This window comes from Streptomyces ovatisporus, assembly GCF_042653885.1.
Lineage (GTDB): Bacteria > Actinomycetota > Actinomycetes > Streptomycetales > Streptomycetaceae > Streptomyces > Streptomyces ovatisporus.
In genome coordinates this window covers 136,439-160,824 of record NZ_JBHSFH010000017.1, presented here as the reverse complement: position 1 = coordinate 160,824, position 24,386 = coordinate 136,439, and the positions used below count along the sequence as shown (strand labels likewise).

Genomic DNA, 24,386 nt, shown 5'->3' with positions numbered 1-24,386 from the left:
GTGCCCGTCGCCCCGACGGGGTGGCGGGCACCAGCCCGTAGCACTGTGCGGACGCGTTGGACGGGGCACGAGCTGCTGCCGGACCGGACGGCTCACGGCCGGCCGCGGCCCGTGGACTGGCCGTCGAGTTCGACGGCTGCGCACCGCCAGCGGCGGTCGGGGCACAGCTCCAGCCGGAACGCGATGGCGCGTTGCCGGTCCCCCGTGACGATGCGGGCGAACGCCTCGATCACTCCGTCACGGGGCCGGCTGCCGCGGGCGTCGAGCACTTCCGGGCTTGTACGGTCCGCTCCGCGGGGCCGCAGCGGGGCGTGCGAGGCGAGCCCGGACAGCTCCTCGTACGCCGTTCCCCGGGTGTGCTGCAGGAGGGTGTGGACGGGACGCTGCCCGCTGAGTACGAGGACGAGCCGGCTGGCGAACCAGTAGGGCGGCTGGCGTTCGCGTTCCCTGGCGGCCGCGGCCCGCAGGGCGGAGGCCGAGGGACGGCCCGGGGCGGCTCCAGGGCGCCCCGTCGCGGGTGTTCCGGGGCGGCGGGAGTCGCGGCGGCCGGGTGGCGCCTTGCGCACGGAGGGCTGGTGGCTGCGCGCGTGGGGAGGGGCTGTCGCCGGGCGGCCCTGAGGAGGCGCGGCGGCGCCGGGGCCGGCGCCCGTGACGGTCCCCGGGGCGCCCGGAGCGGTGTCCGGGCCGGTGTGCCGGGCGGCGTGCGACGTGGCGTGCCGGGCGGCGTGCGGGGCGAGGCCCGAGGTGCTGTCGGACCGCGCGGGTGGATTGGGCACGGCGTTCATGGGGTCCCCCGATGAGTGGTGTGTCAGAGAGGCCGGAAACCAGTCAGTACCCGGCAGTAGCTTTCGCTGACGGTTGTACCGACCGCGATCGTGCGGTCGCAATGTGTGACCGTGGGTGGGTCGGCGCCGGAAAGCGATTCACCTATCAGTGGGGCGGCGTGGAGTGAAGATGACGGATGCCGTTCTCCACCTGCGGGTTTCGTTCAACGCCCGTACAGGGAACGGCCGCTGCTCGCGCCGTATCCTGGCCTGACAGACCGTCCGGCGATACACGAAAGCGGCATCGATGCGTGTCTATGTGCCTCTGACTCTGCCCGCCCTCCAGGACGCGCACGCCGCCGGGGAGCTGGCGCCGGAGCCCGGAGCGATCCTCGCCTACGCCGTCACGCCCGGACTGCGCGAGTGGTATGTCTCCGACGACAGCGAGGAGTTGGAGTACGCCGCCCTCAACCGCGCCGCGCAGGCGTCCCTGCGGCTGCTGGCGGCCCGTCCCGACGCGCCGCGCCGCCGGGTCGTTCTCGCCGTCGACATCCCGGACGGCGAGGTGAGCTTCGACCCGGATCAGGTTCTGGACCGCGAATCCCTCGGGCAGGTGCGGATCGGGGCGTCCGTACGGCTGTCGGAGGCGGCAGCCGTCCATGTCGACGCGGACGACGCGGAACCGGATGTCACCGCTGCTGCGGACGCGCTGGGAGCGGCCGACATGGGTGACGAGGACGCCCGTTTCACGGTGGACGGCGCCGAGGACCACGAACTGCTCTGGTACGCCATGCAGGAGATCCCGCATGTCTTCGGCGGCTGACGGCTGACGCCGTTCCCCGGCTCCGCTCCGGGGAGCCGTGCGGCGCCGGGGAGCGGCAGGGCCGGCGCGGCGCTCGTCGGTCCGGGAATCCGGTGTCGCGCTGTCAGACCCCCGACGTACGGTCTTCACCATGAATCCGGGACATTCGGGCAGGCGCACCGCACACATCGTGTGGGACTGGAACGGCACGCTGCTGCACGACATCCATGCCGTGATAGCCGCGACGAACGCCGCTTTCGCAGAGCTCGGTCTTCCGCCCATCACGCTCGAGCGCTACCGCGAGCTGTACTGCGTTCCGGTGCCCCGGTTCTACGAGCGGCTCATAGGGCGGCTGCCGAGCGAGCGGGAGTGGGAGGTCATGGACGAGTCCTTCCACCGTCACTACTGGCTGCGGGCACGGGACGCCGATCTCGTCGAGGGTGCTGCGGAGCTGCTGGCGGCGCAGAAGGCCGAGGGGCGTACCCAGTCGCTGTGTTCGCTCGCGCCGCACGACCGGCTCGTTCCGCTCGTCAAGACGCATGGGATCGCCGACCACTTCGTCCGCGTCGACGGTGCGACCGGTCCCTCGGGGGGCGTCAAGGGCGAGCAGATGGCACGTCACCTGCTCGCGCTGGAAAAGGTCGAGGCGGAGAACACCGTCGTCATCGGGGACGCCGTCGACGACGCTGTGGCTGCCGCGCATGTGGGTGCACGTGCGGTGCTCTACACGGGCGGTTCGCACAGCCGGGCCAGTCTGGAGACAGCCGGAGTGCCGGTTGTGGACACTCTCGAAGAGGCGATCGAGGCCGCCGACTGGGCCGCCAACGAGAGCAGATGAGGCGGCAGCCGGTACCTGCTGTCCACTTCGTCCAAGAGCGAGCTTCGATTTTGTACACATAAGGTCCATGACGGCCCCAGGTGCGGGGGCGATAGCCTACGCACGTGATCAGCGCTATATCCCGCGCGGGCATCGTCGCCCCCGCCCTGTGCCCTTCGCGTGACAGCGCCAGGGCCTCCGCTGGTCGTCTCTCACGGCGCGCGTCGAGCCTGAACGGACATCCCGTGTTCCGATGCCGCGTCTCCGCCATACCGACGTCACGCAACGGCGCGCGACAGGAGCCAGGACATGCAGACCAAGCTGGATGAAGCAAAGGCCGAGCGGCTGGAAGAAGCCGCCCGGGTAGCTGAAGAGAGCCCCGCCGGGGGAGAGCATCCGGCGCGGGGTCTCGAGAACGGCGCACTGCGGGCGTTCCTCCAGCGCTACTACCTGCACACGGCTCCGGAGGACCTCACCGACCGCGACCCCGTGGACATCCTCGGGGCGGCGTTCTCCCAGTACCGGCTGGCGCAGAACCGCCCCCAGGGCACGGCCAATGTGCGGGTCCACACTCCGTCCGTCGACGAGAACGGGTGGACGTGCACCCATACCGTCGTGGAAGTGGTCAACGACGACATGCCCTTCCTCGTCGACTCGGTCACCAACCAGCTCTCGCGTGAGCACCGCGGAATCCACCTGGTGATCCACCCTCAGATGATCGTCCGCCGCGACGTGACGGGGAAGCTGCTGGAGGTGCTCGACGCGGGCCGGGACAAGCTCGTCCCCGGCCCCGGCGGGGTGTCCGCAGAAGAGAAGCGGGAACTTCCGCACGACGCCGTCACCGAGTCCTGGATCCACGTCGAGATCGACCGTGAGACCGAACGCGAGGACCTGAAGCAGATCACGAGTGACCTGCTGCGCGTCCTGTCCGACGTGCGCGAAGCGGTCGAGGACTGGCGGAAGATGCGTGACGCCGCGCTGAGCATCGCCGACGAGCTGGAGTCCGAGCCCGTCGCGGAGGACGTACGGAAGGTGGAGGTCGAGGAGTCGCGGGAGCTGCTGCGCTGGCTCGCCGACGACCACTTCACCTTCCTCGGGTACCGCGAGTACGAACTCTCCGACGAAGCCGCGGACGGGGACGAGGAGTTGACGCTCACGTCTCTTCCCGGCACCGGCCTGGGCATCCTCCGCTCGGACCCGCAGCACAGCACGGGGGACGACGGGCATCCCGCCTCGCCTTCCTTCAGCCGGCTGCCGGCGGACGCGCGTGCGAAGGCCCGTGAGCACCAGTTGCTGGTGCTGACCAAGGCCAACAGCCGCGCCACGGTGCACCGTTCCTCCTACCTCGACTACGTGGGCGTGAAGAAGTTCGACGCCGAGGGCAACGTCGTGGGGGAGCGGCGCTTCCTCGGGCTGTTCTCCTCGGCCGCCTACACCGAGTCGGTGCGGCGCGTCCCCGTGATCCGCCGCAAGGTCTCCGAGGTGCTCAGCTCCGCCGGTTTCGCTCCGGACAGCCATGCGGGCCGTGACCTGCTGCAGATCCTCGAAACCTATCCCCGGGACGAGCTGTTCCAGATCCCCGTCGACCAGCTGCGTTCGATCGCGACCTCTGTGCTCTATCTGCAGGAGCGCCGCAAACTCCGGCTGTATCTGCGCAGGGACGAGTACGGGCGCTACTACTCGGCGCTCGTCTACCTCCCGCGGGACCGCTACACCACCACGGTGCGGCTGCGTCTGACGGATATCCTCACCGAGGAACTGGGTGGCAGCAATGTGGACTTCAGCGTCTGGAACACCGAATCGGTGCTCACCAGGCTGCACTTCGTCATCCGCCTCAAACCCGGGACGCAGCTGCCCGAGCTGACGGACGCCGAGGCGGACCGCATCGAGGCACGCCTCACCGAGGCTGCCCGCAACTGGGCGGACGGCTACTCGGAGGCACTGACCGCGGAGTTCGGCGAGGAGCAGGCCGCGGAACTGGGTCACCAGTACAGCGCCAACGCCTTCCCCGAGGGGTACAAGGCCGACTTCCCGCCGCGTGCCGCCGTCGCCGACCTGCAGCATCTCAACCGGCTCGCCCGCGGTGAGAACGGCACGAGGGACTTCTCACTCAGCCTGTACGAGCCGGTCGGGGCGAGCCCCGGCGAGCGCCGCTTCAAGATCTTCCGGATCGGCCGGCCGGTCTCCCTCTCGGCGGTGCTTCCGGCGCTGCAGGCGATGGGCGTGGAGGTCGTCGACGAGCGTCCGTACGAACTGCGCTGCAGCGACCGCACGAAGGCGTGGATCTACGATTTCGGCCTTCGGCTCCCCGGTTCGCACGTCCACGGGCTGGGCGAGGACGCGCGGGAGCGCTTCCAGGACGCGTTCGCCGCCGTGTGGACGGGCCGCGCCGAGAACGACGCGCTCAACTCCCTCGTGCTGTCCGCCGGCCTGACGTGGCGGCAGGCGATGGTGCTGCGGGCGTACGCGAAGTACCTGCGGCAGGCCGGGGCGACCTTCAGCCCCACCTACATGGAGGACACCCTCGGCCACAACGTGCACACCACGCGGCTGCTGGTGAACCTCTTCGAGGCGCGCCTCGACCCCGGCCGTTCGCAGGCAGGGCACGAACTGACGGACGGGCTGCTGGAGGAGCTGGACGGTGCCCTCGACCAGGTCGCCAGCCTGGACGAGGACCGCATCCTGCGCTCCTTCCTCACCGTCATCAAGGCGACTCTGCGCACCAACTACTTCCAGAGCGCCGACGCGGGCGGCAGGAACGGCGGGGTGGACGACCGGTCGGCGGAACCGCACGAATACCTCTCGATCAAGCTCGATCCGCAGGCGATCCCCGACCTGCCCGCGCCCCGTCCCGAGTACGAGATCTGGGTCTACTCGCCGCGCGTCGAAGGCGTGCACCTGCGCTTCGGCAAGGTCGCGCGCGGTGGCCTGCGCTGGTCGGACCGGCGCGAGGACTTCCGTACGGAGATCCTCGGACTGGTGAAGGCGCAGGAGGTGAAGAACACCGTCATCGTGCCGGTCGGCGCCAAGGGCGGCTTCGTGTGCAAGCAGCTGCCCGATCCGGCTGCCGACCGGGACGCCTGGCTGGCCGAGGGCGTCGCCTGCTACAAGACGTTCATCTCCGGGCTGCTCGACATCACCGACAACCTGGTGGGCGGCGAGGTCGTCCATCCCCGGGACGTGGTCCGTCACGACGACGACGACACGTATCTCGTCGTCGCCGCGGACAAGGGCACGGCCACGTTCTCCGACATCGCCAACGAGGTGGCGGAGGCGTACGGCTTCTGGCTCGGTGACGCCTTCGCCTCCGGCGGTTCCGCCGGCTACGACCACAAGGGCATGGGCATCACGGCCCGCGGCGCCTGGGAGTCGGTCAAGCGGCACTTCCGCGAACTGCGCCACGACACCCAGACGCAGGACTTCACCGTCGTGGGCGTCGGCGACATGTCGGGAGACGTCTTCGGCAACGGCATGCTCCTCTCCGAGCACATCCGTCTCGTGGCCGCCTTCGACCACCGGCACATCTTCCTCGACCCCCGGCCGGACGCGGCGACGTCGTACGCGGAACGGCGCCGGCTGTTCGAACTGCCGCGCTCCTCCTGGGAGGACTACGACACCTCGCTGATCTCCGCGGGCGGCGGTGTCTATCCGCGCAGTGCGAAGTCCGTGCCCGTGACCCCGCAGGTACGGGAGGCGCTCGGCATCGAGTCGAAGGCCACGAAGATGACTCCCGCGGAGCTGATGCGGGCGATCCTCAGTGCGCCGGTCGACCTGCTGTGGAACGGCGGGATCGGCACGTACGTGAAGGCGTCGACCGAGACCGACGCCGAAGTCGGGGACAAGGCGAACGACGCGATCCGCGTCAACGGCGAGGACCTGCGGGTGAAGGTCGTCGGCGAGGGCGGCAACCTCGGACTGACGCAGCTCGGCCGGATCGAGTTCGCGCTGAACGGCGGCCGGGTCAACACCGACGCGATCGACAACAGCGCGGGCGTCGACACCTCCGACCACGAGGTGAACATCAAGATCCTGCTCAACGCGGTCGTCGCGGGCGGCGATCTGACGCTCAAACAGCGCAACAGCCTGCTGGCCGAGATGACGGACGAGGTCGGCGAACTGGTCCTGCGCAACAACTATGCGCAGAACACCGCACTCGCCAACGCCATCGAGGGCGCGGCCAGTCTGCTCCAGGCCCACCACCGCTACATGCGCAGCCTGGGCAAGGAGGGGCGACTGGACCGCGGCCTGGAGTTCCTGCCCAGCGACAAGCAGATCCGCGACCGGCTCGCGGCCGGCCACGGACTTTCGCAGCCCGAGCTGGCCGTCCTCCTCGCATACACCAAGATCACGGTGACGGACGAGCTGTTCGACACCGAGCTGCCGGACGACCCGCACCTGCAGCGGCTGGCCTACGAGTACTTCCCGAAGGCCCTGCGCGAGCGGTTCCCCGAGGAGATCGACCAGCACGCGCTGCGCCGTGAGATCGTCACGACGCTGCTGGTCAACGACACGGTCAACACGGGCGGTTCGACCCTCGTGCACCGCATGAAGGAGGAGACCGGCGCCTCGGCGGAGGAGATCGTGAGGGCGCACACCGCCGCCCGCGCCATCTTCCGGCTCGGGGAGATCTGGGACGAGGCCGAAGCGCTGGACAACATCGTCAGCGCGGACGTCCTCACCAGCATCCGGCTCCAGTCGCGGCGGCTGGTCGAGCGCGGCACCCGCTGGCTGCTCAACAACCGCCCCCAGCCGCTGCTGATCGCCGAGACCATCGACCTGTTCAGGGAACGGGTCGCGGAGGTCTGGGAGGAGCTGCCCAAGCTGCTCAAGGGCGACGACCGCGACTGGCACCAGACGATCCTGGACCGGCTGGACGAAGCCGGGGTGCCCTCCGGCCTGGCCGTGCGGGTGGCCGGGTTCTCCGCGGCCTTCTCCGCGCTGGACGTGGTCGCCGTGACGGACCGCACCGGCGTGCAGCTCCTGGACGTCGCAGCCGTCTACTACGACCTGGCGGACCGGCTGGGCATCACTCAGCTCCAGGAGCGCGTGAGCGAGCTGCCGCGCGCCGACCGCTGGCAGTCGATGGCACGGGCGGCCATCCGGGAGGACCTCTACGCGGCGCATCAGCTGATCGCCGCGGACGTCCTCTCGGAAGGTGACGGCAAGGCGACTCCCGAGCAGCGGTACGAGAAGTGGGAGGCGAAGAACCACACGATCCTGACGCGTGCGCGGGCCACGCTCGACGAGATCCAGTCGTCGGAGACCTTCGACCTGGCCAACCTCTCGGTGGCGATGAGGACGATGCGCACGCTGCTGCGCAGCAACCGCTGACGCCCGCGGGCGGCCCGGCGGTTCGAGGTCCGGCGGCCGGGAGCCCGGAGGTTCGCGGCCCGGCGGTCCCGTGCGGTCACCCGTACGTGGGCCGCCGGACGTGTTTCCGGCCCGGCACGCCCGCCCTCCCGGCGCCCGGGGCACGCGTTCGGCTCTGTCCAGGGCGCTGCGGGCCCTTCGACGGTCTTAAGTGGAAGAGACCGTCAAGGGGAGCCTCATGCGAACCGAGTTGAATGCAGCCCCGCTCAGCCGCCGGCTCTCGCGCCGCGCGGTGACTGCCCTGGCACTGGTGGCACTGCTGGCTTTCGGCTACGTCCTCCAGCTGCTGGGCGTCCTGCTCGCCTCGGCGGCTCTCGCCGTCGCCGGCGCCGCCCTCGGCATCCTGACCGAGGCATGGCTGCTGGGCAGATGGCGTGCGCTCGCCCGCGGTCTGGGCCGGGCACAGCTGTACCACCCCGTCCGGCAGCTGCTGAGGGACGCCCTGCTTCTCGGCGGGCTCGCGCGGCTGGAGGTGCTCGGCCCTTCACCGCAGGCCGCGTTGCTGCTGGTGGCGGTGCTGGGCTGTTGGGCGACGCACTTCGTGTGCCAGGCGGTTGCCGCGCGGGTGCGGCGTTCCCGGAGGCTGCCGGTCGTCACGCGCAACATCGACGCGTCACCGCTCCGCCTCGGCCCCGCACCTCCCGCGATCTTCGGTCGCAACGGTGCGGGACGCCTGCTGACCTGCTCCGCTGCCGTCACAGCGGGACTGGCGGCCACCACGGTGACGGGCGACGCGGCATGGGGCGCCGTGACCGCGCTCGGATGCTGGGCCGTGCTGGCGGCCGGTGTCGTACTGCTGGCGGCGCGCCTGCTGCCCGGACGGCGTCCGGCGGGGGAGGAGGAGGCGCTGGCCTGGCTGGACGGCTGGCTGGCCGCGTACAGGCCGACCGTCGGCATGTACTTCTCCGGAGGAGCCTCCTCCGCGTACCAGGCGAACATGTGGCTCTCCACGCTGGAACAGCTGGAGGGTCGGCCGCTCATCGTGCTGCGGGAGCGGTTCATGGTGCAGCAGATCGACGTCACCGACGTACCGGTTCTGTGCATCCCCAAGGTCGCCCACCTGATGCGTCTGGAGCACTCGTCCCTGCCGGTGCTGCTGCACCCCGCGAACTCGGGCAAGACGTCCCAGGTGCTGCGCATCCCGACGATCAAGCATGCGTTCATCAATCACGGAGAGAGTGACAAGCTCTCGTCCTGCAACCCTTACGCCAAGGCGTACGACGAGGTGTGGGTGGCGGGTCCGGCGGCCCGCGAACGCTACCGGCTGGCCGACATCGGCGTACTCGACGGAGACGTCGTGGAGGTGGGCCGCCCGCAGCTCGCACCGATCAGGCCGTACGCCGGGCCGCCGGCCCCGGACGCCCGTACGACCGTGCTGTACGCCCCGACGTGGGAGGGCTGGACGGACGACCCCGGCAACACCTCGCTGCCCCTGGCGGGCGAGCGGATCGTCCGCGCGCTCCTCGACGAGCCGGGGGTCCGGCTGCTGTACAAGCCGCATCCGATGACCGGTTCGGTGGACCCGGCCGTCGGTGAAGTCGACCACCGCATCCGCGCGATGATCGCCGAGGCCGCCGGCCGCCGCCCGGCGGGGGGAGAGAAGGCGCCGTCTGTGGCCGCGGCCGCCGCCGAACTGGAGCGGCGCTCCGCCGAACTGAGGATCCTCGCCGGTACGAGCGCCCGCCGCGGCGAGGACGAGGCGGAGCGGATGCTGAGACAGCGCGCACCGGTGGATCCGCCTGCGGCGGCGGTCCTCGAAGCCGTCGACGCCTGGGAGGAGTGCTTCTGGCGGGCCCACGCCCCGGACGAGCATCTGGTCCTCGCAGGGCCGCGCCCGGGCATCTATGCGTGCTTCAACCAGGCCGACGTGCTCATCTCGGACGTCTCCAGCGTGGTGTCGGACTACCTCAGCAGTGAGAAGCCGTACGCCGTCGTCAACACCACGGGATTGCCCGGAGAGAGCTTCAGGACGGCGTTCCCGACCGCACGGGCCGCCACGGTCCTCTCACCGGCCGCGGACGGGCTGCGGGCTCTGTTGGAGGCGGTACGGGACCCGGCCGCGGACACCATGCGGGAGGCGCGGGCGGACCTCAAGGCCCATCTGCTGGGTCCGGACGAGCCGCCGCCACTGGTGCGGTTCAGCAGGGCCGTGGAGGAGCTGCGGGCCTGTGCGGTGGCCAACAGGGCACGTCGCGACGCCCAGCAGAGACCGGCCGCGGACGCGTTCGAGGGGGCGGAGGGGGCCGGGGCGGGCCCCGGCCCCCGGCTGCATCCGGAAGGGGCTGCGCCCTCCTCGACGGCGTCCGGTCAGCTGCTGGCCGACGCGTCCGGCGACGAGGAAGCGCTCTGAGCCGACGTCGCGGAAGGCGCACCACCCGACGACGCAGGGGACGACGCAGTGGACGAAGCAGGGGCGGAGGCGCCCGCGTCCTGTACGCCCGCGGCTGCCGGGGCCGCCGTGGCGACCTTGGCGGGCTCATCCAGCGGCAGCGGCTGGAGCGCGAGCACCAGATCGTTGGCGAGGGAGAAATAGAACCACAGGCCGGTCTCGCTCTCACCGAGCCGGACGCGCGGCACCAGGTCGGTCTTCTTGCGGTCGGCGAGGTCGCCCAGCAGCCGTCCGAACCGGATGCGGGGTGTGCCCTGGGGGCCCGGCCGGAACCACAGGTCCCAGACGCCCTTCGTGTTCCCCGAGTCCAGCGCCGCCGGGAGTTCGTACGGCAGCTCGAAGGAGAGCGCCGGAACGGAGACTGCGGCGGTCGGAGGGGCGGCGGCCGTCCGGGCGGGCCCGTCCGACGTCCCGGAGGCCGGCGGTCCGGGGACGAGATCGAAGGGCAGCTCGAAGTCCGGCTCCGTCTTCGTGCGGGAGACGGCGACGACCGCTCCTTCGCCCGCCTTCGCCGCGCGCGCGGCCTCTCCGTACAGTTCGGCGCGCACCGTTCCGCTGTCCGGGCCGAGGTCCACGGCGGTGACCTCGGCGTGGCCCGGGCGGTGCCAGGCGCGTACGGCGAGGTAGCCGTCGAGGGTCGTGTACGGCACGCACGGGGCGAGGACGTCGTCGGTGTCGAGGGGCGGGGGCATCGTCAGCAGGCGGGCCGTCTCGACGAGTTCGGACTGGACGCGCTTCCGCTTGCCGTCCGCGACGCGTTCCACGTACGTGTCCCAGCGGTCCTCGGCAAGCGGATGCGCGGCGCGCTCCAGCCGTACCTCGACCCACCCGTCGACGGCCTCCGTGCGGGGCGGGAGCGGGATGCGGTGCGGCGCCCCGCTGTCACGCCGGGACCGCACGAGGAGTACGGACGAGGTCTTCGGGAGCCGCTTCGCGAGCAGCCGGATCACCAGCGAACCGTCGGTGGCGACCCGGGCTCGGGCGAGAGGGCGCCGGAGCTTCGCGGCGGGGCCGGCCGGGTTGCGGTGGGCTCGCCACATGCGCAGCGCGGGACGCAGCACGGGACCCAGCGTGCGCAGCGCCAGGCGGCGCAGCGGGCGGGACGTGCGCCGGGGGGCGGCGGCTCCGCCCGCCTTGGCCGCGGGCGACTTCCCTGCGGTGGCCTTGCCCGTACCGGCGTCCGCGGCGACCGGCTTCTCGGTGCCGGAGGCAGCGTTCTTCGCGGGCTTCGGTGCGGGAGCCGGCGGGGTCAGCGGCGCGGGAGCCGTGGCATGCGCGGGCAGCGGCCCGGAGGTCCCCGCATCCCCGCCGGGTCGAGCTGCGGCGACCTGCTCGGGACGGGCGACGGGGCGGGAGCGGCGCTGCGACTGGAGCTTCTCGATCAGCTGCTCGTACTCGCGGGCGATGCGCTCCGGCGCGTAGCGGGCGGCCTTCTGCAGCGCCGCGCGGCTCATCCGGTACCGCAGTTCGGGGTTCTCGATGAGCTGCATCAGCGCGTCGGCGTACGCCCGTACGTTCGTCTTCTCCGTCGGGCCGAGGGGTGAGAGCAGTCCGTCCTGCCCGTTGCTGATGATCTCTCCGGGCCCGTAGGGGCAGTCCGTGCTGACGACCGGGACCCCGCAGTGCATGGCCTCGACGAGGGTCATGCCGAACGACTCGGCGTCGGAGGAGACGGCAGCGATCGCGCCCTTCGCCCACTCGGCTTCGATCGGGGCGTGCGGGCCCATCAGAAAGGCCCGGTCGTAGAGGCCCAGATTGTCGATCCGCTTGCGCAGGGCGGCCTGCTGGCGGCCGCGTCCGTACAGTCGCAGCCGCCAGTCCGGGTGGCGTTCGGAGACCAGTGCGAACGCGTTGATCAACCGGTCGTACCGCTTGACCTTGATGAGCCGCCCGGCTGCGACGATCAGCTTGCTGTCACCGTCGGAAGGCTCGACGTCGACCGCGGGTACGGCGTTCGGGATGCAGGTGATGAGCGCGTCCCCGTCGGCTGTCGCGGTGCCGGTGCCGGTGATGGCGGCCCGGTAGTTGGCGGCGTCGGCGTAGGAGACGGTGACGAAGGCGTCGAGCTGGGGAATGGCCGCGTCCTGGTGGGTACGGACGTGGTCGCTGTGCATGGCGTGGGTCAGGTGCTCCTGGCCGATGCGCAGGTAACGGTCGCTGCCGTACGCCGCGAGATAGTCGTTGATCTTGGGGCGGGTGGCGATGACGACGTCGGCGTCGGTGTTCCGCAGGAACTCCTCGACGCGCAGATCGCCCAGGTGCGTGGCGACGCCGCGTTCCAAGTGGTCGGCGCCTTCGGTGAAGCGAATGCTCGGCTGGTGGAAGCGGGGATCGTCGCCGTCGAATCCGCGGGCGTCCCGGCGCAGCTCCAGGAGGTGGGTCATCGTGACGCGTGGGTCGAACTGGAGCGCGGTCTCCCGCACGGTACGGCGGAGGCTGACCACCTCGACCGTGTGACGATCGGCCAGCGCCCGGGAGAGATTCACCGTCGAGCGGATCGTTCCGCCGATCCCGTAAGCGTTGTCCAGCAGAAAGACGATCTTCATCCGGCCCGTTCCTCACTGGATCTATTCGAAGAGACATCCCTATTGCACCGTAGCGCCTGTATTGTCCATATACCGTGTGAAAATAGCCAGTAGGGTTCGAAGTCGACGTGTTCTGTGGGCCGATGCGCCGTCCACCCCTCTCCCGGCGGCGTCTCCGGTGCGCGATTCCATGCGCCCAACGGCAGCTGAACCGCCAGTGGACAGGGGCGGTCGGTCAGCGGAAGCCCTGCTCGGAGGGGGCGTGAGGGCGTGCGCGCGGGGGTGCGGGGCTCGTATACAGGGCTTCAGGACTCGGGGCGTTCCGTCCCGGTGACTTGATTTCCTGACGCTTTCCGTCTCCGCGCCCCGAGGAGAAGTGCAATGAAGGGCACCGCGAACGAAGCCGCGACGACGACCGCCGGAGCACCCGGAGCACACGCATCGGCAGCAGGGGACGAGGAGTTGCCTCGGCCCCGCTCCTTCCAGGAGGTGCCCGGTTGGTTCTACAACACCGACGTCGTCCTCTTCGACTGGTTCCTCCGACGGCAGCAGCGCCTCGAACAGCGAGGTGACCTGCTGGAGATGGGCGCCTACCTCGGCAAGAGCGCCATCATGCTGCGTGCGTACCTGCGCGAGGGTGAGACGTTCACGGTGTGCGACCTCTTCGGCTCCGAGGCTCCCACCGAGCGGAACGAGCGCGAGATGCGAGGCTCGTACGCGACGCTGACCCGCCGGGGCTTCGAGGCCAACTACCTCTCGTTCCACGACGAGTTGCCCCGCGTGCTGCACGCGCCGACCTCTGTCGTCCCGGCAGAGGTGACGCCGGCGAGCTGCCGCTTCGTACACGTCGACGCCTCTCACCTGTACGAGCACGTCCACCCCGACATCAGCGCCGCGCGCGGGGCCCTCATGCCCGAGGGGCTGGTCGTACTGGACGACTACCGCTCGTCGCACACTCCCGGCGTCGCCTGCGCGACCTGGCAGGCGGTGCTGGAGGGCGAACTGCGGCCTGTCTGCGTCAGCAGTCAGAAGTTCTACGGGACGTGGGGCGATCCCCGAGCCGTCCAGGAGGAGCTGCACGCGCATCTGCGCGAGCGGGGAGACTGCTGGCTCCAGTGGCAGGACGTCGCCGGGCACCGCCTGCTGCTGATCGGAGCGCGCAAGGCCGCGGCACCCCGGCTTCCGGTGTCCCGGCACGCAAAATCCCGGGCCGGAGCCCGGGACAGGTGGAGGGACGGCGCGGAGGCGGGCGGTGCGTCCGGTTCCAGGGCCGGGGCCCGCACCCGGCGGATCGCCCGCGAGGTGCTGCCGCCGGTGATCGCCCGGCACCTTGCCCGGGCGCTGCGCGCCCGGGGCCGGTGAGGAGGCGGACCGCCTCCGCGTCGTCCGTTGTTCAGTTGTTCTGCTGCTGTGCCGCCTACTTCACCGCGCCGGCCATCATGCCGGAGACGAACTGGCGCTGGAACGCGAAGAAGACGATCAACGGGATCACCATCGACATGAAGGCTCCGGGAGCCAGCACGTCGATGTTGTTGCCGAACTGACGGACCTGCTGCTGCAGGGCCACTGTGATCGGCGGGCTGCTCGCGTCGGAGAAGATCAGAGCGACCAGCATGTCGTTCCAGACCCACAGGAACTGGAAGATGCCCAGCGAGGCCACCGCCGGACCGCCCAGCGGCAGTACGACCCGGGTGAAGAGCCGTACTTCGCCGGCGCCGTCGAGACGGGCGGCCTCCAGCAGTTCGCGGGGGATCTCTGCGAAGAAGTTGCGCAGAAGGAAGATCGCGAACGGCAGACCGAAGGCCGTGTGGAAGATGACCACGCCCGGTGTGGTCTCGAAGAGCCCCACGATGTTGAAGAGCTTGGCGACCGGAATGAGGGCCACCTGGACGGGCACCACCAGCAGCCCGACGACGACCAGGAAGAACCAGTCCTTGCCGGGGAACTCCAGCCAGGCGAAGGCGTAACCGGCGAGCGCGCCGATGACGACGACGGCCATGGTGGAGGGCACCGTGATCAGCATCGTGGTGAAGAGCGAGCCGGTCACCAACTCGTTGGCGAACAGCGACTCGTAGTTCGCCCCGGTGAGCTGTCCCGCGTCGATCACCCACGGGAAGCTGGAGTTGAGGTCGAAGATCTGCCACCAGCCGGAGAGGGAGATGTCCTCCGGGCTGCGCAGTGACGAACTCAGCAGTCCCGCTGTCGGCATGAGCCACACGAGTGCGACCACGACGAGGCCGAGCCGTACGGCCCAGTGGCCGGTGACGGTGACCAGCCGGGAGGCGATCGAGGCCTTCTTCTCCTGCTTGGGAGGCGAAGCCTTCGACGACTTGAGAGCGGCGGTGGGATCGGGCTTTGCCGCACTGACCGCGGTCATCGGCGTGACTCCCTTCGCAGGCGACGGATGTTGACGACCATCACCGGCAGGACGAGCAGCAGCAGGATGACGGCGATGGCACTGCCCACGCCCTGGTTCGATCCCGCGCCGAAGGACGACAGATACAGCTGAAGGGCGAGCACGTTGGCATCGCTCTGACTCTGGCTCGGAGCGATGATGTAGACGAGGTCGAAGATCTTCAGCACGTTGATCATCAGCGTGACGACGACGACTCCGAGGACCGGAGCCAGTACCGGCACCGTGATCTTGCGGAAGACCTGCCACTCGTTCGCGCCGTCGACCCGCGCGGCCTCCAGCAACTCACGGGGTACGCCCGCGAGTCCGGCCGCGATCAGCACCATGGCGAAGCCCGCCCACATCCAGATGTAGCTGCCGATGATGGAGGGCGTGACCAGGGCCGAGCTGAGCCATTCGATGCCGTTGTACGGCTCCGCGAAGTTCGCGGCGGGCAGGCGGAGTTTGGACCCGTCGGCGGACTTGGGGAGCGAGAACGTACCGTCCGCGCCGGTCTCGGCGGTGGCGACGACCTTGCCGCCCTTCACCGCCTCGACCTTGATACCGCTGAGGGCCTTCTCCTTCTGGTCGACGACGTCCGGCTTGCCGGTGCCGCCGGGGGCGAAGTCGAGCCAGACGGTGCCGGTGATCTCGCCGCCCTTGCCGGGCGACGCGGTCTTGGCCGGAGCGGCGTCCGCGACCTCCTTGGGCGGGAGGCCGACCAGCGCCAGGTTGGCCGGGTCGGCCGCGGAGACCGTCGACTTGGTCGTGTAGTCGCCGCCGCCGGACTTGGCCAGCTCCGAGTTGGGCCGCGGGTTGGCGCCGGGCCATGCGGAGGACTCGGCGAACGTGTCGTGGACACCGACCCAGATGGCGTTCGCGACGCCCTGCTTCGGGTTCTCCTCGTACACGAGCCGGAAGATGATGCCGGAGGCGAGCATGGAGATCGCCATCGGCATGAAGATGACGAGCTTGAACGCTGTGCCCCAGCGCACCCGTTCGGTGAGCACCGCGAAGATCAGACCCAGGGCGGTACACACGGACGGGACGACGACGACCCAGATGATGTTGTTCTTGAACGCCGTCAGGATGTCCTGATCGGTGAAGACCTCGACGTAGTTGTCGAGTCCGACGAAGCCCGATCCGGAAGCGTCGAGGGTGCTGCGGAAGATCGAGTAGACGATCGGATAGACGACCAGCGCACCCAGCAGCACCAGCGCGGGCAGCAGGAACGAGAAGGCTATCCAGGGGCGGGAGCGCATCAGTGAGGCGCCGGTCCCCTTCGGCAGCGGCGCTGCGGGGGCGGAAGCGGTGGCAGCCCCGCCTTGCGTCGAGGTGGCGGCAGGGGCGCCGGAAGCGCCCGTGCCTGGTGGCTCGTCTGTCGGCGGGGTGGGGGTGGGGGTGGGCATGACGGTGGTGTCCCTTGTCCGGGTCCGGGTTTGTGCAGGGCGAGGTAGGGCTGAGGCCCGCGGCGTCGCCGGGCGTCGAGCTTGCGGCGTCGCCGGTGCCGGACCCGTCGCATACGACGGGTCCGGCACCGGCAGTGGTGCCGCCGGCCGTCAGTCCTTGTACGCCTTGGTGGCAGCTGCCTCGAGGGCGCTCTGGGCGCCGGCCACGTCCTTCGGGTTCTTCAGGAAGTCCTGCAGAGCCTTCCACTCACCCTTGCCCTTGGTACCGCCGAAGGCGGCCGGGGCCTGGTCGGACATGTCGAAGCGGAAGTCGTCGCCGGCGTCGATCAGGGCCTTGGCGATCTCGCGCTGGACGGCGTCCGGGTACGCCTTGCCGTCCAGGTTCTTGTTCGGCGAGACGAAGCCGCCTTCCTCGGCCCAGACGGCCGCGGCCTCGGGCGAGGCGAGGAAGGTCAGCAGGGCGTGGGCGGCCTTGCTGTCCTTCAGGGCGACAGCGGCGTCGCCACCCGTGACGACCGGGGCGTCGCTGCCGACGGCCGGGAACGGGTAGACCTTCGCGTCCTTGCCGATCTTCGCCTTCGTGTCGTTGGCGACGTTGATGCCGACGAAGTCCCCCTCGAAGACGCTCGCAGCGCTCGGGGACTCGGGGTCGTCGAACGCCTTCGTCACGGAGGTCGGGAAGTCGGTCTGCAGCGCGCCCTTGTTGCCGCCGGCGAGCAGCTCCTTCTTGCCGAACAGCTGGCCGAGCGTGGTCAGAGCCTTCTTCACCGAAGGGTCGGTCCACTTGATCTCGTGCTTGGCGAGCTTGTCGTACATCTCCGGGCCGGCCTGCGACAGGTAGATGTTCTCGAACCAGTCCGTGAGCACCCAGCCGTCACCACCGCCGATGGAGACCGGCTCCACACCGGAGTCGGCGATCGTCTGCGCGTTGGTGAGGAACTCCTTCCAGGACTTCGCCTCGCTGACGCCCGCGTTCTCGTACGCCTTGGCGTTGTACCAGATCAGGGACTTGCTGGCGGCCTTGAAGTAGACGCCGTACTGCTTGCCCTTGTTGGAGCCGAGCTCCTGCCAGCCCTTGGAGAAGTTCTTGTCGAGCTGCTTCTTGGTGGCGTCGTCGAGGGGCTTGAGCCAGCCCTTCTCCGCGAACTGGTTCAACACGCCGACCTGCGGCAGCATGGCCACGTCCGGCGGCGCGCCGCCCTCGATCTTGGAGCCCAGGTAAGTGGCGACGTTGTCACCGGTGGGCGTGACCTCGACCTCGGCACCGGTGCGCTCCTTGAACGCGTCGATGACCTTCTCGAAGTTCTTGCCCTCGTCGCCCGTCCAGACGGCGGCGACCTGGATCTTCTCGCCCTTGAGCTTGGGCAGTTTGACGGTTTCCTTCTCCGTCTGGGAGGAACCGCCCTTGTCTCCCCCCTCGTCACTGCTGCTTCCGCTGCATGCGGCCGTCAGTGACAGAGCTGCGACGGCGCAGAGCGCCACAGCGCCACGTGCAGTCGCCCTGGTGTTGCTGAAGATGCTGGTGTTGCTCCTGGTACGTGATGTACCAGTCGCACGAACCGTATTACGCATAGCTCCCGCCGTCCCCATCGGAGGCGCGGATCCCGGGGACCGGTCTGCCGCGCCGTTTTGGTCACTGGGCATGAGGGCATCACTTCTACTCCCACAGTCCCGTGCGCAAAGTCCTACGCCTGAACGCGGACGGCTCGCAATACGTTGTCAGCTTTCAAGAACCTCATCTTGACCACTCCGTGATCTGTTCGCTGCGGGGGCGTCCGATTCCTGTGGGTCCACACCGAGCGAGCGCGCGGCTCTGCCCACCGCGCTGGCGAGCAGAGCGAGATCGGTCGGGCCGTTCCCGAGTTCCCTCACGGGGCGCCTCGCCGGGGGGTCTCCGGCTCGCGCCCACTCCAGCGGGACGACCGTCGGGCGCTGCGTCGAGGTGCGCGGGATGCGGCCCGTGACCCTGCCGGCCTGGAAGGCCGTGACACCGCCGTCCGCGTGCACAAGGGCTCCCCGCCCTGGAAGCGCCTCCTCCTCGCCCGTACCGCTCAGGCCGCCCGCCCAGGACACCTCGACGCGCAGCGAGGCCGATCGGGCCACCGCTGTCTGGACCGTACGGTCCGGACGGCCGCTCACCGCCACGACGTGCACCCCGAGCCGCGCCCCGTCCCGTGCCACGGCCTCCAGGGCGCGCACGACGGAACCGGCCGCCGGGCGGCCGGGGTTGCCGAGCGCCGGGTCGACGAGGGTGTCGAAGTCGTCCACGAGGACGACGAGTCGGGGCAGTGGGCCTGTCGATGTTTCCAAGTGTTGAACGACCGTGGCGTCATCAGCGCCGGTCGTGGGCCCGTGCGAGCCACGCAGGTCCGGTGAGGGCAGGGGGCGTCCGGGGGGCTGCTCGGCCTGTGGTCGTCCCGCCCGCTCCGCCGTCCCCGGCGCGCCGGGTGATCCGGGTGATCCGGACGAGGCGGCCGAGCCGGAAGAGGCGGCCGCCACGGACGAGTCGGACGCCGCCACGGAGGGCCCGGGGCCGTCGAGCACCTCGGCCCGGGGAACGCGGAGCCTCAGAGTCGCCGGGGCGGCACCGGCCTCCCCGCCCGTGGCGCCGCCCATCTCCCGCGGGGCGGGCTCACGGCCCGTCCGTGCGGCAGAGGACGGCGCGAACGATTCGGTCCCCGCAGGGGATTCCGTACGTCCGGCGTCAGCGGCGTCGCTGCCCGCGCGCCCGCCGCTCCTGCCCGCCGCGTCCTGCTCGGAGAGCTGACGGGACGGGGCGCCGCGGTGAGCGCCGCGTCCGGCCTTGCGCGCGAATCTCTCGTAATCGTCCTGGGGTCCGATCAACTCCGCCCGGCGCTTGAGCTCTCCGCTCAGCGACTGCGCGAACTCGCGCATCCGCACCGGATCGCTGGCCGCCAAGTGGCCGCGGACATGGGGGAGATCGAGACAGCTGCGCAGATCCTCACGGGCCGCGCCGTCCCCCTCCAGGAGCATCAGGTGCAGCCGGTCGGGCCGTTCTCCCGCGGAGAGCGAGGCGGCGAGGGAGCGGAGCAGCTCCGTCTTGCCCGAACCGGAAGGTCCCGTGACGAGGCAGTGCCCGCGGGCACCGGTCAGTTCGGCCTCCAGCGGTCCGCGCGGTCCGGCGCCGAAGACCAGGGTGGCGCGACCGGGGGACGGCTCCGGCGAACCCGCCCAGCGCGAGAGCAGCGCGGCGGGAGTCGCCCGGGCGAGCCCCAGCTCGTCCAGCAGGCGGGAGGACCTGGGCAGCGTCACGGCAGTGCGCGAGGCCGTGCCCGTACGGGCGGCGGTGCCGTCCGGTTCCCGGAGGGGTGCCAGGGCGCGGGCGAAACGCTCGGCCCAGGCGGCCGAGACCGCGTCGACGGTGCCGACCGTACCGAGGGCGCCGGGAGCGCCCTGCGTGGGCGAGCCGGGCTGCCGGTGCACCACCCGTACTGCTGTCGCGACGGCTCCGCTGAGCAGAGCGAGCGCACCGCACTCGCGGAAGGCCGCGGACGTCTCGCACGCGGTCTGCACCGTCTCGGACAGGGGCGAGGAGGGCGTGGCGGCCGGGGTCTCGGCGAGGCACAGCAGGTGGATCCCCGCCGCCGGGCCTTCCTGGGCGAGCCGGGCGACCGTACCGCGCAGCTCCGGCGAGCCCGGGTCGCCGTCCACGACGAGCAGCGTGTACGGGCCGCCGTGCCGGGACGGGGCCGGCCCGGAAGCGGCGTGCTGCCCGGTGATGCCCTCGGGTGCCGGTGTCCTGTGCCGGTCCTCTTCGAGCCGCTGCATCAGTTCCGCGGTACGGGCGGCGGCCTGGTCCCGGTCGAAGGCCATGAGCAGACGGCAGTCCTGCCCGTGCACCGGACGGACATGCGGCAGCCAGCCGAGCCACGACCACTCCGCCGTGCGCCCTGCTTCCTCGCGTGAGCGGTCGGCGGAGAGCAGCACGATCTCCAGCGTGCTCGGCCCGTGCAGCGCGGCGAGCTGGGCCACCACGGAACGCGCCAGGCCCGTCAGCCGCGGCCGGGGACCGGCCAGCCCGAGCGCGCCGGACTGGCGCAGGCCGACGGTGAGCAATCCGTCAGGGCGTCCGCCGCTGTGGTGCGCGGTGCCGATCCGGACGGTCAGCGCGTCGGGATGATCCGGCTCGCGTTCCCACAGGCGGGGCCCTGGACCGAGCGAGGTGAGCAGGACGGTGGCCGGATCGGGGCGGCGCTCGCCGCCCCACGGCGCTGTCGCCGCGTCTCCGCCGTAGGCCGCCGCTGTGCCGCGGCCTCCGGCGGCCCCGGGGCCCGCGGCCCCCGGGCCGTGGCGAGCCGGCTCCTCGCCGGGGCGGGCGCCCGCGAAGCGGCGCGCCCAGGCGCCCAGTCCACGGGGACGGGACCGCTCCGGCTCCCGCGCCGCGGGAACACCGGCCTGCGGCTCCGCGGATACGGGCAGGGTCGCGGACGAGGCCGGGGGGAACTGCTCGGAGTACCGGGTGTGCTGGGCGACGCCCGAGCCGTGCGTGATGCCGTCGCCCGGGCCTCCGGTGCCGTCGGGGAAGGGGCCGCCGCCGTGTGCGTAGCCGTGCGAGCTGTCCTGGGCTCCCGCCGGGTGACCCTGCGGGGCAGGGGCGGCAGGGGCGGAAGGCGGCGGCACGGTCCCGCGGGCCGTCCCTCCCCGGCCGGGCGTCTCCGCCTCGGCGCCCCGGGGCCCGCCGTCCACCAGCCGCAGTTGACCGTTGCCGTCCGGGACGGTGCGGAGCGGTCCGGCGGCCGCCCCCGCGACCGGAGCCTCGAACCCCTGGGCACCCTGGTGCCCCTGCGCCTCTTGCGGCGAGGACGTCTCCAGGCGCAGCGCCGATTCCCCGATGCGCAGCGTCGAGCCGGGGCGGAAGAGCACAGGCTGTGCGCCGACCGGCGTGCCGTCCAGCGAGGTGCCGTTCGTGGAGCCGAGGTCGGTGACCGTGACGGCTCCGCCGTCGGAGACGGTGATCGCGCAGTGCAGCCGCGAGACGTCCGGGTCGTCGAGCGGCACGTCCACGTCCGCCGCGCGGCCGAGGTGGACCTTGCCGCCCTGCAGGAGGTGTATGCCGCCCGCGTCCGGGCCCGCCGTCACATGCAGACGCGCCTTCGCCGAGCCGTACGCGGCCAGGGCGGGGACCGCCGCCACGGGGGCGGGCCCGTGCAGCGAGACCACGGCGCCGTCCAGGAGCGGGGGCTCGCCGAGCATCTGGCGGTGCGGATCGAGCCGTTCCGTCCCGGCGTACACCGCGGCGGAGGAGTCCGAGGAGGAATCAGCCGGGCCGGCGCCTTGCGCCGCACCCGGGGCGCCCGCCGCCGAGGCGGCCGTCGTGACCAGGGCGCCGGTCACCGCGGACAGCGGTGTTCCCGACGGTGCGCTGACCACGACGTCGCACGCCGGAGCCGCTCCCGGCGCCGCCGTCGTCTCCCCCGTACCCGGGCCGCTTCCGCGCGCCCCGAGGGTGACAGTCAGCCGGATCTGCATCGGCCCTCCCGGTCCCGAACACCGGTGTGCCCGGCCTGTCCGGCGTACGGCGAGATGGTCGGCCCCGCCGTGCCCTGCGCCCGGCACACATGTCACAACGGACAACACTCTTGCGCTCGCGCGCCACGCACAGTGCTGCCGATGCCGGATGCATCTTCGCACCCGTCACTGACACAGCGTCCCGCTCGCGTCGACCAATGATCTTGACGGGAACGGGCGCAGCGCAAGGGGGCGTGGCCGCACCGTCCGGCCGATGTGCAGGTCGGGCTCTCGCCGCTCCGTCGGGACGCGCCGGCAGTCCGCGCCCGGCCGCGCCGTCAGCTGACACCGGATCCGACCGGGTTCGACCGAATCCGATCGCACGCGGCCGACAACGGATCTGTCCAGGCCGTTCTCTGTTTGTCGGCGGTCGTCGGCGGTCGTCGGCGGTCGTCGGCGGTCGTCGTCGGTCGTTGTCGATCGTCATTGGGACGCAACCGACCAGGTCGCGGCATGCGTCTCCCTCAGGAGTCGCCCTTCTGTTCACATACGGCCGTTCGACCGTTCGCGAGACGGCACTATTGTGGGCGGGATTGCAGTACGACACCAGGGAGCTCATGACGTGCGGCCTGTAGGCAGCAAATACCTGCTCGAGGAGCCGATGGGCCGCGGCGCCACTGGCACCGTATGGCGGGCACGGCAGCGGGAGACCGCGGGCGCCGAGGCGGCCGTGGCCGGCCAGCCCGGCGAGACGGTGGCGATCAAGGTCCTCAAGGAGGAGCTGGCCAACGACCCCGATGTGGTCATGCGCTTCCTGCGGGAGCGCTCCGTCCTGCTCCGTCTCACGCACCACAACATCGTCCGTACCCGGGACCTCGTGGTGGAGGGCGACATGCTCGCCCTTGTGATGGACCTCATCGACGGACCGGACCTGCACCGCTATCTGCGGGAGAACGGCCCGTTCTCCCCGGTGGCCGCGGCTCTGGTGACCGCTCAGGTGGCCGACGCGCTCGCCGCGAGCCACGCCGACGGCATCGTGCACCGCGACCTCAAGCCCGCCAACGTGCTGCTCGCCGACGGCCCGGAGGGCATGCGCCCCATGCTCACCGACTTCGGCATCGCGCGGCTCGCCGATTCGCCCGGTCTGACGCGCACCCAGGAGTTCGTGGGGACGCCCGCCTATGTGGCTCCCGAGTCCGCCGAGGGCCGTCCGCAGACCTCCGCCGTCGACATCTACGGCGCGGGCATCCTGCTCTACGAGCTCGCGACCGGGCGTCCGCCGTTCGCGGGCGCCACCGCGCTCGAAGTGCTGCACCGTCACCTCTCCGAGGAGCCGCAGCGTCCGCCGAGCATGCCGGATCCGTTGTGGACGGTGGTGCAGCGGTGTCTGAGCAAGCGGCCGGAGGAGCGGCCCAGTGCGGTCAACCTCGCCAACGCGCTCCGCACCGTCGCGAACGGCATAGGGGCGCAGGCCACCCCTGAGCAGGCGACGGCCGCCATGGGTGTCGCCGCGCTGCTGGCACCCGACCCGGCACCGGCCACGGTGCCGGACACCGCCGCGGCGCCCGGTGCCGCAGGGGGCGGGGGAGCGGGAGACGCCGACCCCACCCAGGTCCTGCCGCACTCGGCGTCGGCACGGGGCCAGGGCGGTTACGACCCGAACGCGGCCACCAGCTACCTGCCGCAGTCCGGTGGTCCGGGCTCCGGTCAGGGGGCCGGCGGCGGGCAGGGGCAGGGAGGTCAGGGCCCGAACTCGGACCCCACTCAGGTCATGCCGCCCGTGCCCGGTGGACCCCCGCGGCCCCAGCAGTCGCCGGACGCGGGCGCGCCCGACGGCCCGCACCCCTGGCAGAGCCAGATGCGCGCGGCGCGGGACCGCAACGAGCAGACGCAGGTGCAGCCGCTCGACCCGAGCATGGACCCGCTCCGGCGGCGCCCGCCGCGCCAGCCGCAGCAGCCCCCGCCCCGGCGTCAGCAGCAGGGCCCGCCGCCCCAGCAGTACGCGCAGCCGCAGCGCCGTCCCGCACAGCAGCCGCCGCAGCGCCGGTACGAGCCGCAGCGTCCGCCGCCCCGGGAGCCCCGTCCGCAGCGCGAGCCACGGCAGCGCAGCGCCAACCCCATGCACATTCCGGGGCTGGGCTGCCTCAAGGGCTGCCTCTTCATGATCCTGCTTCTGGTGGTGGCCGCGGTGCTGGTGTGGAACTTCACTCCGCTTCCCCAGTGGTGGGAAGCGGGCAAGGATTTCTGGCAGTCGGTCGAGAACGTCTTCGACGAGCTCGGCGCTCTGATCGACAACGCTCAGAAATAGCCCTTCCTGTAAGCGAGTTCGGAGATTTGTCGACTTCCCGGGAGGGAATTCCCCCTCGAAAGTGACGGTTGGCGCTTCCTTGGCCCTCAACAGCCCTTCCGCCGCGTAGTTTTGTCGCTATGGCACGGAAGATCGGCAGTC

General features: G+C 71.1%; 12 protein-coding genes. 6 read left to right on the top strand and 6 right to left on the bottom strand.

Annotated features, from left to right (window positions below):
- Positions 1–92: 92 nt before the first annotated feature.
- Positions 93–776, bottom strand: a complete 684-nt coding sequence (locus tag ACFPA8_RS26665) for an Rv3235 family protein (RefSeq protein ID WP_386452611.1) — start codon at positions 774–776, stop codon at positions 93–95.
- 295 nt (positions 777–1,071) lie between these two features.
- Here ACFPA8_RS26665 and ACFPA8_RS26660 point away from each other — a divergent pair, with 295 nt between their 5' ends.
- The 4 genes from ACFPA8_RS26660 (at position 1,072) to ACFPA8_RS26645 (ending at position 10,103) form a co-directional block, all read left to right on the top strand.
- Positions 1,072–1,587 (top strand): DUF6912 family protein, encoded by a 516-nt coding sequence (locus ACFPA8_RS26660; protein WP_386452610.1) that lies wholly within the window; start codon positions 1,072–1,074, stop codon positions 1,585–1,587.
- A 130-nt stretch (positions 1,588–1,717) separates the two neighbouring features.
- Complete coding sequence (locus tag ACFPA8_RS26655) at positions 1,718–2,404, top strand: HAD family hydrolase (protein WP_386452608.1); 687 nt, start codon at positions 1,718–1,720, stop codon at positions 2,402–2,404.
- A gap of 288 nt (positions 2,405–2,692) precedes the next feature.
- Positions 2,693–7,714 carry an NAD-glutamate dehydrogenase gene (locus ACFPA8_RS26650; RefSeq protein ID WP_386452606.1) on the top strand — a complete coding sequence of 1,674 codons (5,022 nt, stop codon included), beginning with the start codon at positions 2,693–2,695 and terminating at the stop codon, positions 7,712–7,714.
- A gap of 217 nt (positions 7,715–7,931) precedes the next feature.
- Positions 7,932–10,103 (top strand): hypothetical protein, encoded by a 2,172-nt coding sequence (locus ACFPA8_RS26645; protein ID WP_386452604.1) that lies wholly within the window; start codon positions 7,932–7,934, stop codon positions 10,101–10,103.
- Here the strand turns inward: ACFPA8_RS26645 and ACFPA8_RS26640 are convergent.
- The gene (locus ACFPA8_RS26640; protein WP_386452602.1) at positions 10,061–12,688 is read right to left on the bottom strand and encodes a glycosyltransferase family 4 protein; all 2,628 of its coding nucleotides are present in this window, start codon (positions 12,686–12,688) and stop codon (positions 10,061–10,063) included. The two genes, ACFPA8_RS26645 and ACFPA8_RS26640, sit on opposite strands and share 43 nt — an antisense overlap.
- A gap of 360 nt (positions 12,689–13,048) precedes the next feature.
- Here ACFPA8_RS26640 and ACFPA8_RS26635 point away from each other — a divergent pair, with 360 nt between their 5' ends.
- Complete coding sequence (locus tag ACFPA8_RS26635; RefSeq protein ID WP_386452600.1) at positions 13,049–14,029, top strand: class I SAM-dependent methyltransferase; 981 nt, start codon at positions 13,049–13,051, stop codon at positions 14,027–14,029.
- Positions 14,030–14,084: 55 nt separating this feature from the next.
- Here ACFPA8_RS26635 and ACFPA8_RS26630 read toward each other — a convergent pair whose 3' ends face one another.
- From ACFPA8_RS26630 to ACFPA8_RS26615, 4 genes are all read right to left on the bottom strand, one after another.
- Complete coding sequence (locus ACFPA8_RS26630; protein ID WP_386452598.1) at positions 14,085–15,044, bottom strand: carbohydrate ABC transporter permease; 960 nt, start codon at positions 15,042–15,044, stop codon at positions 14,085–14,087.
- Entirely contained in the window at positions 15,041–16,321 is a 1,281-nt protein-coding gene (locus ACFPA8_RS26625) for a carbohydrate ABC transporter permease (protein WP_386452657.1), read from the bottom strand. Before ACFPA8_RS26625 ends, ACFPA8_RS26630 begins: the two co-directional genes overlap by 4 nt.
- A 297-nt stretch (positions 16,322–16,618) precedes the next feature.
- Positions 16,619–18,040, bottom strand: coding sequence for an ABC transporter substrate-binding protein (locus ACFPA8_RS26620; RefSeq protein ID WP_386452596.1), 1,422 nt, complete (start codon positions 18,038–18,040; stop codon positions 16,619–16,621).
- A 147-nt stretch (positions 18,041–18,187) separates the two neighbouring features.
- Entirely contained in the window at positions 18,188–21,958 is a 3,771-nt protein-coding gene (locus ACFPA8_RS26615; RefSeq protein WP_386452595.1) for an FHA domain-containing protein, read from the bottom strand.
- 601 nt (positions 21,959–22,559) lie between these two features.
- Between ACFPA8_RS26615 and ACFPA8_RS26610 the strand changes: the two genes are divergently transcribed.
- Complete coding sequence (locus tag ACFPA8_RS26610) at positions 22,560–24,245, top strand: serine/threonine-protein kinase (RefSeq protein WP_386452593.1); 1,686 nt, start codon at positions 22,560–22,562, stop codon at positions 24,243–24,245.
- Positions 24,246–24,386: the final 141 nt, after the last annotated feature.